Below are 13,252 nucleotides of genomic sequence, written 5' to 3'. Positions count from 1 at the left end.
CTTGCCGCGTGTCCGTCATACGGGGAGGCGCGGGGAGGCACCAGTTGGGGCAGCTGATACACACCGCGGATGGCCGGTCTCTTGCCGTCGAGCACTACGGCGATCCGCAGGGCAGACCCGTCTTCCTGCTGCACGGAACGCCCGGCAGCAGACTCGGACCCGCCCCGCGCAGTGGCGTGCTCTACCGCCTCGGCGTCCATCTGATCACCTTCGACCGCCCCGGATACGGCGATTCGGACCGCCTCCCGGGGCGTCGGGTGGCGGACGCGGCGGCCGATGTGGAGGCCATCGCCGACGAGCTGGGGCTCTCCGAGTTCGCCGTGGTGGGCCGGTCGGGCGGCGCTCCGCACGCGCTCGCCTGCGCGGCCCTGCTGCCGGACCGGACCGTCCGCGCGGCGGCGCTGGTCGGGCTCGCGCCACGGGACGCGAAGGGGCTCGACTGGTTCGAGGGCATGACCGAGTCCAATGTCCGCGAGTACGTGAACGCGGCCGCGGGGCACCATCAGCTCACGGCGGCGCTGGAGTTCAGGACGCTGGCGATCCGGGCGGACCCGTCCGCGCTGCTCGCGGACATGCGCGCGGGCCTTCCCGAGTCCGACAAGGTGATCGTCGCGGACACGGGCATCCGGGAGATGCTCGTACGGAACTTCGCGGAGGGCCTGCGCAGTTCGGCCGGCGGCTGGGTCGACGACGTGATGGCCTTCAGCACGGACTGGGGGTTCCGGCCCGAGGACATCGACGGCCCGGTCCTGCTCTGGCACGGCGAGAAGGACGTGTTCGCCCCGGTCCAGCACACCCGGTGGCTGGCCGAGCGGATCCCGCGCGCCGAGATGGTGGTGGAGCGCGGCGCTGCCCACTTCGGGGCGCTGCGGGTGCTGACCCGGGTTCTGAGCTGGGCGTCCTGGTGAGCACATCCTGGTGAGGACAGGGCAGCCGATGACGTGAGGGGCGGGAGTCCACCGGCCGGGGCTCTCGCCCCGGCCCTTCGTTCCCCGCCCCTCGGCCCCGTCCCGCCCGGACCTCACACGGGCTGCGGTTCCAGGTCCCGGTTGATGCGGCGCCAGGCCCGGGACGCCTCCGTGATCGGATGGTCCGCGCCCAGCTGCTTCGCGGCCAGTTCCAGGGCCCTCGCGCGGAGTTTCTGCGCCTCCTCCTCGCGTCCGGTCGAGCGGAGCGTCACGGCCAGGTTGGACTGGCAGACCAGGACGTCCGGATGGGTGGGTCCGTACCGCTCCAGGAGACCGTCGAGGGCGGCGCGTTCCCAGCGCTCGGCCAGGTCCGCGCGGCCGATGTCGCCATAGGCGTTGGCGAGGTTGATCGCGGCGCAGAGGGTGTAGGGGTGCTGCCGCCCGAGGGCCTCCTCCAGTTCCGCCCGTACCGCCTCGCCCTCCTCCGCGGCCTCGGACGCGGCTCCCACACCGCGCCGGTAGATGACCAGGTTGTTGCGGCAGGCCAGGGTGAAGGGATGGTTCTCACCCAGCTGTCCGCGGTAGCCGTCGAGGATGGTCAGGGCGAGATCCAGGGCCCCCTGCTTGTCCCCCGCCGCCGAGTAGTCGGCGGCCAGGTTGAGCCCGCAGGCGAGCGCGTCGGGCACTTTGGCGCCGTAGCGCTCCCGGTAGCGGCTGTAGGTGTTCTCGGTGATGCGTTTCGCCTCGTGCGGGAAGCCGGCCTTCCGCAGGGAGACGGCCAGGCTCTTGGCGGTCCTCAACACCTCGGGCACGTCCGCGTTGAGCACGCGTTCGAAGGAGGCCGTGACCTCCCGCAGGACCTGCACCGACGAGCGGTAGTCGCCCGAGTCCCGCAGATCGCGCGCCAGGTGCCCCTTGGTGGTGAGGGTGTACGGATGGTCGTCGCCGAGCAGCGCGCTGCGCCGGTCCACCGTCTCGTCGTCGAGCCGGCGCGCCTCCTCGCTGTCGCCGGTGAGGCGGTAGTCGATGGCGAGGTTGTTGGCGGCGATCAGGGTCCTCGGGTGGTTCTCGCCGAAGATCTGCCGGAAGCCCTGGTAGATCCGCTGGTCCAGGGCGAGTGCCTCGTCGAACCGGCCGAGGCCGCGCAGGTCCGCCGCGAGACTGCCGGAGGTGATGAGGATGCTCGGGTGGTCGTCGTCCGGGTGGTCGGTGTGCAGGACCTGGGTCTGCCGGGCGAGGGTGTCCTCGTCCATGGCCCGGGCTTCCTGGTACTTGCCCTGCGAGCGCAGCGCGTTGGCGAGTTCGAAGCGCAGGTTGAGGGTCTGCAGGTCGTTCTCGCCCAGCTCCCGGGTCCAGGTCTTGTTGAGCTGGGCGCCCATCACGCGGGCGCTCTCCAGCTCGCCGCGCTTGAGGAGGTAGCGGACGCGGTCGACCAGGAGCTGGCGGCCCTTCTCCTCCGAGCAGTCGACGATTCCGGAGGGCCCGAGGTGCGGCCAGATCAGTTCGAAACTGGGCCAGCTCTTGGGGTCGTTGACCGGGTTGTCCTTGTCGATGCTGTCCGAGGGGCGTGCCTCGGCGAGGATGCGGTGCACCTCGTGCATCGCCTTGTCCCGCTCCTCCGGGGTGAGCCCGGAGCGGACGGCCGCCTGGACGAGGCGGTGGACCTGGATGCTGCTGTCGGCCGGGTCGACCTTGGCGAGCGCGAACCGGTTGAGGGCCTGGATGACCTTGCCCAGCATGTACCGCTCGCGCAGATCGGGGTCGTACGGAAGTAAGGACGCCAGCATCGAGTCGCTGCCGATGAGACTCATGGAGATCGGCTCGGCGGAGAAGAACGCGCACAGTTCCAGGAGGCGTACGGCCGCCTTGGACTCGTTGCGGAGCCGGGCGATGGAGATGTTCCAGGTGGCGCCGATCTGCTGGGCGTAGTCCTCGGGCTTGCCCAGCGAGAGGACCTTGGTGCTCTGTTCCCTGAGCTGCTCGACATAGGCGTCCACGGGAGTGGCGGTCTCCGCCAGCCAGGCGGCGGCCACCTCCACGGCGAGCGGGAGGTCTCCGACGGCCTCGGCGACCCGGTCGGCGTCCTGGGCCGGAAGCTTGTTCACCCGCCGGCACAGGTGCTCCACGCTCTCGGCGCGGGTGAAGACATCCACCTCGATGGCCTCGACGCGGGTGGAGACGGGCTTGTTGCGACAGGTGGCGAGGATGTGTCCGTAAAGACCGTGGGAGATCGGCCCGGTCTCGTCGGGCAGCATCTCCAGGGTCCGGTCGAGGTCCTCGACGTTGTCGAAGATCAACAGCCAGCGGGAGTACGGCTCTCCCGAGCGCAGCGCCTGCAGCGCCGCCGTGGCCGCCTCGGCGACATTGCCGCCGCCGGCGAGGCCCAGTTCCACGGCCAGTTCGGCGAGGGAGGAGACGACCCGGTCGGGCTGTTCCGCCTCGACCCACCAGACGAGGTCGTAGTCGGCCCGGAAGCGGTGCGCGTACTCGCGCGCCACCTGGGTCTTGCCCACTCCCCCGAGTCCGTACAGCACCTGGGGGAAGCGCTGGCCGGCGCGGGCGTCGCCGCGCAACTGGTCGCGCAGGCGCTCCAGCATGGAGGTGCGGCCGGTGAACCAGGCGTGCCGGGGGCGGACGTTCCAGACCTGGGGTACGGCTCCGGGAAAGCGCGGGCTTCCCGCCGCGACCTGGGTCGTGCCGACGGCCTCCTCCCGGTCGAGCGCGGTCAGCAGCGCGGCGGCCGCGTCCTCGGCGTCGAGCCGCACCAGGTCGACGACGCCCCGGCTGGTCAGCGGCAGACCGAGCCGGACGTCACCGACCCTGACGGGCACGAGCTGGCGCCGGCCGCCGGACGGGTCGAGGCTGACCACGGACTCCCACAGGGCCCTGGCGCGGTGGGAGTTGAGATAGCCCTGGGAGACGATGGAGACGACCCGGTAGCCGCCGGCCGCCGCGAACTCCGACTCGACCCCGGCCAGCGGTGTGGTGTGCACGTCGACGGGGACGACATGGAACCCGGCCCTGGTGAGGACCGATCCGAGCCAGTCGGCCCACATCTGGTCCTCGGCGACGTAGGACAGAACGACATTGGACGGCGGGACCGGGCGGCGCCGGGTGTAGGCGGCCACATAGGTCAGCCGTTCCGCCTCGTCGATCGGCGGCAGGGCGTTGACCGTGCCGTCGGTGAGGACGGAGGTCAGCCGCTCGCAGGCGGTGAGCAGGGAGCTCGACACATTGGGGGCGTCACCGAAGGTGGCGAGGATCTCCTCATAGGCGTAGAAGGGCCGGTAGGGAATCTCCACGGACCCCCAGTAATGCGCCAGTTCCTCACCGCTCATGCCGCTCGGCAGTCCGGGGAAGCTCTTTCTGGCCAGGGCGCGTCCGGCGTCCGCCTTCTCCTTCTCTCCGTCGTCGATGCGCATCGGCACGGGCAGAATGCGAATGTTCCGGTCATGGAATCGCTCTTCGATATCGCGGGCCACGGCGGACGCGCCGTCGATGCTCTGATCGCTGAGCGTGAAGCAGACCACCAGCACCTGCGGCATCTGTACGGTGCAGATGTCGGCGATGTCACTGAGGCCGGTGCGGCTGTCGATGAGTGTGTAGTCGTAGTGGCGTCGCATATCGGAGCGCATGGCGTCGAAGAACTGCCCGCCGCCGAAGCGCTCGTAGAAATCGTCCCAGTCCATGCGTCCGACGGTCGACGAATAGTCGCGATTGCGTCGGCCGGCCGACAGGAAGTCGAGACTCCCGCCGTACGGGAAGGCCCAGTTGAGCGATGTCGCGTGCGGCCGCACCCGGGCGTAGTCGCGATGCCAGTCCGGTTCGCGGTCGGCGGGCCGGCGGGCCTCTTCCTGGTATTCGGTGATCAGGTTGATCAGACCGGGGGTGGCTTCCAGGTCGGCGAGATCGAGGAAGGGGTGGAAGAAGCGGTGCAGGCCGGGGGCCTCCAGGTCCCAGTCCACGGCGAGGACCCGGTAGCCGTTCGCCGCCAGGATCCAGGCGGTGTTGGCCAGGGCCATGGTGCGCCCCGTTCCGCCCTTGTAGGAGTAGAAGGTGACGACGGTTCCTTCACGGTTCTCGGTCATGTCATGAGCCCTCCGCCTTCTCAGCGTTGCTCTTCGGGTGGTCCGTGCCATGAACGGGAAGTACGGGCACATCGGCGCCGTAGCCGATGCCCGTAGGCAGTACCCGTGGAATGGGGCCGCCCGGTCCTTCGGGCGGGTAGGTGCGGGCGTGGGCCGCGTAGTGCTTGTCGGCGGCCTTCACCGCGACCGGGAGCTCCTGGCTGAAGGCCTCCAGGGTGTGGAGGCCGCCACCGGGCGAGCGGTGGCCGGAACTCTCCTCCCGGCGGGGGGCCAGCACCTCGTCGACGGCCGCCCGTAACTCGTGCTCGCGCGGCCCGGACTCGGGGTCGTCCCGGTTCCAGGGCACCATCACACTGATCCAGGGCCGGTCCTCCGCGCTCAGCCGCCGTACGAGCTCCTGGCCGTGCGGGGTGGCGAGCGACCAGCGGTCGAGCAGCAGCAGTCCCGGGGCGCGGGGCGGTCCCGGGGCCAGCATCCGGGCCGCGTCGGCGTCGAACTCCCCGACGCGCACCCGGTAGTCGAGGTTGCGCACGAGGTCGGCGGCGTGCTCCACGAGCGGCCGGGACGACTCGCCCTGGTAGGGGTTCCAGTCCCGGGCGTGGGTGCCGTAGCAGTCCGGGCCGCGGTCGCTCGGCAGGTCCGAGCGGGAGCAGGCGAGGACCGAGACGTCCATTTCCCGTACGGGCCCCGGCGGCCCGAAGGCGCTGGGCACGGACAGATAGTCCTGGTGCGGGTCCCCGTCGGCTATCCGGGTCTCCTCGGCGATGCTCACGATGCGCTTGGCGAGGAGGTAGACGGCACGCTCGTACTGCTCGCGCAGGTATCTCAGTTTGATCAGTCCGTAGAAGCCCTCGTCGGCGTAGTCGTCACCGAAGCCGGCGTGGTTGAACTGGAGCCTCTCGGCAGGCTGGGGTAACTGCTTGAGTGGTACGGGCACCCACAGGGCCGGGACGATCTCACTCACCGAGGTGCTGTTGCTGCGCGACTGGTGGTGCACAGCGCGTTTGGAGAACGCGAACCATTCGCGGCCGCACTGCTCGCTGAGGAAATAGCGCGGCGAGTACAGCGGCACGAAGACGCGGCAGTAGGCGAGGGCTTCGGAGAGCCGCTCCTGCCATCCCTCGCCGGGCTGCATCTCCTGGTCCATGAACCCGGCGGGCACTCCGGCCGGGAGCGAGGTCATCTGAAGGACGTGATCACACAGGTCACGGTAGAAGCGCTCCACCCATATGTTGGGGTCGCGGTCCTTGGGATGGTTCTTTGGTGTATGCGCGTAGCTGAGAAAAAAGTACGGTTTGGGCCCACCACTGCCCGACTCCACGCTTCCGGACACGAACGACTCCCCCCGTCCATGCAGATGGAAGCTCAGTGTAGGAAATGCCAATTCGCTGATGGAATAGCGTGAACGGACCGAATAAACCGACGAGTTGATCAGTTTACGGATGCCACGCCGTGCTCGCGTCGCGCATTCCGGCCACGAACCGCGCCCCGAGCGGCGACAGACCGCCGTCCGTCGCGAGCTGCGCCACCGCCTCGGCGGTGCGCGCACGCCAGGCGTCGAACTCGGCCTCCGCGACCCCCGTGCGGTCCGTCCGGCGCAGGACACGCCAGAAGTCGGTGACGGCGATCGCGGCGTATGCGTCCGCGATGGGCCCGTAGGCCCCGGAGCTCATGGTCCCGCCCTCGTAGAGCCGGCAGCGGTCGAGGATCAGGCCGAGCTTGACCCGCTGGAACTCGCGCAGCAGCAGCAGGGCCAGCAGCTCGGGCGAGGACGGAAGGGCGACGCCCACGGCCCCGGAGGCCTCCCAGGAGGCCCTGCCCACGAGACCGCCGTCCGGAGCGTCGAGCCCGTCCGGCGGAAGGAGTGGCACCAGAGTGCGCAATCCGGCCGCCATACCTGCTGACTGCCAAGGGAATTGACTGGAAATCAGGTCCCAGGCGGAGGTGAGATCCTCGGCCCAGATCTTGGTGTCGTGCTCGGTGAGCCGCCCGGCCACCGGCCAGCCGCCGTGCGAGCGAAGGGGATCGGTGTCCTCCAACGACGGCGCCCAGCCGCTGAGTTCCACAACGCGCACGGGACTCCAGAACGGCGAGCAGCCGTCGATGCCCTCGTCTCGGCCGACGCGGAGTACCCAACTGCCCGCCCGTACGGTGAAGTCTCGGTCTCCCGCCGTGACTTGGGCATGGCCACCCGTCTGGTCGAGCTCCATGGAACCCAGTCCGGGCAGCCTCAGCATCCGGCCGCGCAGCGGGACGGTCACGGTGTCGCCCCTGCGGGCGCGCAGAGCGGCGGCCGCGGCGATCTCCGCGAGCCCGGTGGTGGGGGACGCCTCTCCGGCGAGGACCCCCGTGGCCCAGGGGCGGGTCCAGGGATGTGCCAGTACGGTGTCCAGCGCGTCAGGAGCGTCGGCGTCCAGGGTGATGACCAGCTCCCAGGCGGCCGCGGCGACACGATCAGCGGGCCCACTGAGCCGGTGTGCGGCCGCGAGCAGGTCCCGGTCGGCTTCGAGCCGGGCGGCGGCGAGGGCCGCGACGGTGTCCTCGGAGCCGTGGCCCGAGGAGAGTTCGTCGAAAGCGGTGAGGTCCTCGCCGGTGGCTGACGGCCAGACGTCCGCCGCCCGGGCGGCGGCCACCTCTCGGTCCTGGATCCGGACGACCAGCGCCATGAGGTCGGGGCAGAACACGGAGGGGTTGTCGAATCCGCTGCCGCCGCTGTCGGAGCGGTAGCGGTGGGCGTAGAGGCCGCCTCCGCAGGAGGTCACGACGGGGCAGGCGCGGCACTGGGCACTGAGTGCGTCGACGCTCTGGCGGCGGGCCGCCATGCCGGGGTGGTCGAGGACGTCGTCGAGGGAGTGGGTGAAGACGTCCATACCGGTGGCCGGGGCGCCGTCGTAGGCCGTCTTGAGGCTGTCGGCCTGCTCGAAGGTGCCGTCGGTCTCGATCACGACGAGGTCGGCCGGGGTGAGGCCGAGGGACTCGATGAGGCTGTTCTCGCCGCGCAGGGTGCGCTGAACGGATTCGAACATGCGGATGGGAACCGGGCGTCCCGCGGCGTCCCAACGGGCGTAGACGACATCGAGCCAGTCGGCGTACGGGGTCGGGGATCCTTCCGGCCGCGGTGGCGGATCGTCCCAGGTGGCGTGCGGCAGCAGGAAGTCGATCCGGGGAGGGTCGAGGGCGACCAGCGCGTCGTACACGGCGACGGGATCGTTCGCGATGTCGATGGTGCACAGCAGTCCGCCGAAGAGGTGACGGTGGGCCGGGCGCTGGAGCAGCTCGACGGCCCGCAGGACCTGGCGGTAGCTGCTGCGTCCGTCGGCGTAGCGGCGGTGACGGTCGTTGGACGCCTGGTCGCCGTCGAGGGAGACGCTGACCTTGATGTCCAGTTCGGCGAAGAGGTCCAGAAATCGTTCGCCGAGCAGGACGCCGTTCGTGTGGACGCGCAGATCGAGGGAGCTCACTCCGCGTAGGGCCCGCTGGAGTTCGAGGGCGGCCATCCGCAGTCCCGCGGGGCCGGCGAGAAGCGGTTCGCCCCCGTGGAGGACGACATGGACCTGGTCCAGGCCGTGCGTGCGGGCATGGTCGGCGATGCGGTCGGCGGTACGGGCCAGGATGGCCCGGCTGATGGCCTTGGGCCGGCCTCGCCAGCTCGTATCCGCATGTTCGTAGACATAACAGTGATCGCATGCCAAATCGCAGCGGCTATGCACTTTGACGACGAACTGGGATAAGGAGGGAGGAGGCCGGTCCACGGTGGGAAGCTCTCGGTGAATTCAGAGCGCCGACTGGAAAGCTCGGTCCACTTGGGCGGATGAAGCACCGGCGATCGGCAACAGGCGGCTCAGGGGGGCACTCGGATCCCCTCCACTCCGGACGGCGATCCGGTTCGCCAGCGGCACACGGGGAGTGGAGTGCCGGCGGGACACGGTCTCTGGCCTGGCGGCCGCGGAGACGAGAGTGGTAGCCATGGAGTGCCTTTCGATTATGAGTGATATATGACAGGCGCGAACCTGCCATCACTGTGCGCCCCGCCCACACCCATAGTGCAGCACTTCGGGCAAATCGGGCGGATCGCGCACGTGCGGCCGACCTCGCGCCCGAGGTATGAAGCACCTCGAAGCCGGACCCGCCGCACGCCGTAACTTCCCCCGGAGCCTCCAACGGCGCGGACGACAGGGAGTGTCGGCAGCCCCCTGGCTGCCACTCCTTCGGGCGAGAACGCGCGCCTCATTCGGGCTACGCTCCCGCTTGTTCGACCCCGCCACGCAAGTGTCCTGCCGGTGCGCCGAGAGCAGAACGAGTGACGCGCTCAGCCTCCACCAACGGCGCACGGGGCACCAGCGGTTCGGCCGAATTCCCGTGCCTCCTGGCCGGTTTCACGGGAAGTCAGGGGTGTCTCGGGCCGCGTGGAGCCGCACGGGGAGCTCGCGCACGCTGTTGCCCACGAATCCGGCGTGCCGGACCAGGTCGGCTTCCGCGACGGCGAGGTCCAGATCCGGAAAGCGGGTGAAGAGCCGCTCCAGGGCGACCGCCGCCTCCGTACGGGCCGGCGGGGCACCCAGGCAGTAGTGCGGGCCGTGCCCCAGGGACAGGTGCGGGGCGGCCGGGGCGCGGGTGACGTCGAAGCGGTCCGCGTCGGGGCCGTGGGCCGCCTTGTCGCGTCCCGTGGCCGAGTAACCGGCAAGGAGGGGCGTCCCCTTGGGGATCACCGTACCGCCGAGGGCCTCTCGGGCGCGGCGCCGTTGGCGGCGTGACATGGGGTGCGGACGCGCACCGCTACTCCGGCGGAGCCGGCTGGAGCGGCCTGCGGCCGAGGAGCTCCGCAAGGCCCCGGCGGGTGGCGGCGACCACGACCCGGTCGTCGGGACGCAGTACGTAGCCGGGGTGAAGGTCCCAGACGAGCTCGCCGCGGCCGTCGGCGCGGGGGCGGGCGGTCGCCAGGTCCGGGCGGCGGTCGGTGGGGGCCGCCGTGTCGAGGGCGATCAGCCGCCAGGCGCCGGGGCGAAAGGCCTCCCCGACCGAGCGGCCCTCGAGCAGCGGATGGCCCGCCACGTCGACGACGGCGAACAGCAGGACCCGGCGTTCCACCGGGATCGCACCGAGGATCTGGCGCCCCATCATGGCACCGGCGAACGCGGGCGCGGCGAGGTGGGACACGCTGCGGCTGCGGGTGAGCGCGTCGGGATGGGCGGCTCTGAGCGTCCGGTAGACGGCCGTCGCGAAGTCGTCGTCGTACAGCCGCAGCGCCACCCGGAGGCCGGGCTTGAGGGAGCGGGCGTACAGCGCCGCCTCGAGGTTGGTGATGTCGACGCTGGTGAGCGCGAGCAGGGCGTGCGCGCGGTGGACCCGGGCGGCCTCCAGGACGCCTTCCTCGGTGACGTCGCCGATCACGGTCGGCACGCGCAGCCGGCGCGCGAGCGCGACGCCGCGCGCCTCCGGGTCGGACTCCACGCAGACGACGGGGATGTTCAGTCTGCGCAGCCGGGCGAGCACCCTGGTGCCGACCTTGCCGAGGCCGAGCAGCACCACGTGTCCGGAGAGGCTGCGCGGGGGCCGGCGCAGGGAGGTCGCGGTGCGGAAGGTGCCCATCGCCTCCAGGAGGCCCGCGATGAGGACGGGCAGCAGGAGCAGGCCCGTGAAGCCGGCGAGTATCTGCAGGACCTGTCGGCCGACGGACGCGTCGACGGCCGGGTCGCCGATCGCGAAGATGTCCAGCAGCGTCAGATAGGCGGCGTGCAGGGGATGGTCGCCGGTGGAGAGCCACGTCGCCACGGTGATGCCGGTGACCGCGGCGAACACGCCGGCGAGCGACCAGCGCAGTCGGCGGGAGAAGAGGGAGCCGACCGGGAGGGCGGTGGCTCCGAGCCGGTTGGACGCGAGGGTCGGCCCGGCGTAGGTGATCGCCTCGAGCGCCACGATCCCGCGCCCGGTGGCGGCGGCCACGGCCCGGTCGTCCGGCAGCAGTTGGGGGCCCTGGTCGCCGCTGCGCTCCGAACCCTCGCTGCCCGCCGGGTCGTTGGTCGTGGCGGACAGCAGGGCCAGGGTGCACAGACCGGGGTCGGCGACCTCGCCGCGCCCCGGCGGGGTGCGCTCGACCGCGCGCAGCAGCAGCCCGTCCGCCTGGACGACCTTGCTGGTGCCGGCGACGGCGGTGGCGGCCAGCGCGGGCGCGGCGGTGTCCGCGTCGGACAGGACGGTCGTGGAGGCGTCCAGGGCGGCGGGGTCGAGCCCGGGTTCGGCGACGGCCGCGGCCTGGTCGAGGAGTTCCTCGAGATGCTGGCCGAGCTTGCGGTTGTAGAGCCGGATGACCAGCCGCAGACGGGGGTTGAGGCGGCGGGCGATCAGTGCCGTACGGATGTTGGTCTCGTCGTCGTCGTGGACGAGCGCGAGGGCGGCGGCCCGTTGCACCCCGGCGTCGGCGAGTACACCGTCGTCCAGCTCGGGCGCCTCCAGCACGCGCACCGGCCGCACGGCCCCCGAGGTGCGCTGGTCGGGAGCGGGCGAGCGGGTCATCGCCGCCGACACCCGGCCGAGGGCGGACACCCTCCCGAAGAGGGCCATGGCCCGGCCGGCGCGCTGGGCGGGTGGCCGCGGTGACTCGTTCGGGGAGGGTACGACGAGGGTCACCCGCTCCCCGTAGACCTCGCGCAGCTCCCCGGCCAGCCGGTGGGCGAGGACGTCGTCACCGCAGACGATCATGTGCCCCGGCGGCTCGGAGGAGGGCTGCCTGCCGGGCGGGCCCTCGGGGTTCGGGGCGGCTAATGGGCTCTGGTGCGGAAGTGAGGACACGCCCCAAGAATGCCCTGCTCCGGCCGCGCCCCGGCCGCCGGGCACGGGTCGGCGCCACGAGGGGCGAGGCTGTCACCTAGTCCGGACGGCGCACTCCACCTGCGCGGGAGTCCAGCTCTTCCTACGGTGGCTGAATGATCGTCATGTCAGTTGTCCGTCATGCCGCGGCCGGTACGGCAGCGCTGTTGCTCCTGGCTACCGCCCCGGCCGCGGCGGCCTGTGTCACCGAGCCGACGCCGCCCGCGGGGTCCTCCTCCTTCGACCGAGGGCGGCTGCACCGGCCCGGGACGCAGGTGGACGCCCTGCCCGGCGGTCCCGGAGCGCCGGAGGACGTCTCCGCCCTGTCCTGGGTGGTGGCGGATGCCGTGACGGGCGATGTGCTCGCCGCCCGTGACGCCCATCGACGGCTGCCTCCGGCCAGCACCCTGAAAACGCTGTTCGCGGTCACGGCACTGCCCCGTTTCACCCCCTCGCTCCGGCACACGGTCCGTGAGGACGAGTTGGAGGGGATCGGCGCGGGCTCCAGCCTCGTCGGCGTCCAGGCCGGGTACACCTACCGGGTGTCGGACCTGTGGAACGGCGTCTTCCTCAGCTCCGGGAACGACGCCGTGCATGTGCTCGCCGCGATGAACGGCGGCTGGGAGGGCATGGCCCGCCGGATGCAGGAGAAGGCGCGGGCGTTGGGCGCCCGGGACACGAGGGTGGTCTCCCCCGACGGCTACGACGCGAACGGTCAGGTCTCGTCCGCGTACGACCTGGCCGTCTTCGGCCGGGTGGGCCTCCAGAACCCGGACTTCGTCCGGTACGCGTCGACGGCGCACGCGCGGTTCCCCTCCGGTCGCTGGTCGTACGACATCACGAACACGAACCGGCTGCTGACCGGGGCCGACGGCGTCCTGCGCTACCCGGGGGTCATCGGCGTCAAGAACGGCTACACGAGCGGCGCGGGGAGCACGCTCATCGCCGCGGCGCGGCGTGGGCCGCGGACGCTGGTGGTGACGGTGATGAACCCGCAGTCCGGCGGTGGTTACGCGGTGTACGAGGAGGCTCGGGCGCTCCTGGACTGGGGGTTCCGGGCGGCCGGGCGGGTCCGTCCCGTGGGGTCCCTCGCACCGTCTCCGCTGCGGAGGTCCCCGGCGCCGGGAGCCGCCAGGGCCGCCGTCCCGGCCCGGGCGCAGAAGTCGGCCACCCCGCGGCCGCCTGATCCCGGACGCGACCGCGACGTCGCCGCCGAGGCCGCGACCCCGCCGGACGCGGGCCTTCCCCTGTCGCTCCTCGGAGCGGCCTGCGCCGGCGCGGTGGCGCTGTGGTGGCGACACCGCCGCCGGAGCGTGGTGCGCGGGCCGTGGGGACCGCTGCGGTGATCGGGCGGGCAGGGGGGCGGCGTTGCCGCCGACGCCCGGCGGGTCGGCTGGGGACCCGTGCGCCGGAGCGGGTGATCCGACCGGCGGGGCGTGCCCGATCCTT

At 71.6% G+C, this 13,252-nt stretch carries 6 protein-coding genes and 1 pseudogene; 2 read left to right on the top strand and 5 right to left on the bottom strand.

Annotated features, from left to right (window positions below):
* The first annotated feature begins 44 nt into the window (after positions 1–44).
* On the top strand, positions 45–908 hold the full coding sequence (locus ACZ7J0_RS10060; protein WP_470886049.1) for an alpha/beta fold hydrolase: 864 nt from the start codon (positions 45–47) through the stop codon (positions 906–908).
* A 113-nt stretch (positions 909–1,021) separates the two neighbouring features.
* Here ACZ7J0_RS10060 and fxsT read toward each other — a convergent pair whose 3' ends face one another.
* From fxsT to ACZ7J0_RS10035, 5 genes and pseudogenes are all read right to left on the bottom strand, one after another.
* A complete protein-coding gene (gene fxsT, locus ACZ7J0_RS10055; RefSeq protein WP_470885770.1) occupies positions 1,022–4,996 on the bottom strand; it encodes an FxSxx-COOH system tetratricopeptide repeat protein in 3,975 nt (1,324 codons plus the stop codon).
* Between the two features lies 1 nt (position 4,997).
* Entirely contained in the window at positions 4,998–6,317 is a 1,320-nt protein-coding gene (locus tag ACZ7J0_RS10050; RefSeq protein WP_470886048.1) for a TIR-like protein FxsC, read from the bottom strand.
* Between the two features lie 115 nt (positions 6,318–6,432).
* Positions 6,433–8,748 carry an FxsB family cyclophane-forming radical SAM/SPASM peptide maturase gene (locus ACZ7J0_RS10045; RefSeq protein WP_470885768.1) on the bottom strand — a complete coding sequence of 772 codons (2,316 nt, stop codon included), beginning with the start codon at positions 8,746–8,748 and terminating at the stop codon, positions 6,433–6,435.
* 624 nt (positions 8,749–9,372) lie between these two features.
* Positions 9,373–9,717 (bottom strand): annotated as a pseudogene (locus ACZ7J0_RS10040) (cytochrome P450); the annotation flags it as partial.
* Between the two features lie 55 nt (positions 9,718–9,772).
* Positions 9,773–11,695 (bottom strand): NAD-binding protein, encoded by a 1,923-nt coding sequence (locus ACZ7J0_RS10035; RefSeq protein ID WP_470885766.1) that lies wholly within the window; start codon positions 11,693–11,695, stop codon positions 9,773–9,775.
* Positions 11,696–11,919: 224 nt separating this feature from the next.
* Between ACZ7J0_RS10035 and ACZ7J0_RS10030 the strand changes: the two genes are divergently transcribed.
* Positions 11,920–13,149 carry a D-alanyl-D-alanine carboxypeptidase family protein gene (locus tag ACZ7J0_RS10030; RefSeq protein WP_470885764.1) on the top strand — a complete coding sequence of 410 codons (1,230 nt, stop codon included), beginning with the start codon at positions 11,920–11,922 and terminating at the stop codon, positions 13,147–13,149.
* Positions 13,150–13,252: the final 103 nt, after the last annotated feature.

This window comes from Streptomyces sp. NPDC038280 (assembly GCF_055600045.1).
This window is presented reverse-complemented; position numbering and strand designations above follow the sequence as displayed.

Coding starts and splice junctions, on each gene's coding strand:
- ACZ7J0_RS10035 (WP_470885766.1), bottom strand. CDS start 11,695: ATGATCGTCTGCGGTGACGACGTCCTCGCCCACCGGCTGGCCGGGGAG.
- ACZ7J0_RS10030 (WP_470885764.1), top strand. CDS start 11,920: ATGATCGTCATGTCAGTTGTCCGTCATGCCGCGGCCGGTACGGCAGCG.
- fxsT (WP_470885770.1), bottom strand. CDS start 4,996: ATGACCGAGAACCGTGAAGGAACCGTCGTCACCTTCTACTCCTACAAG.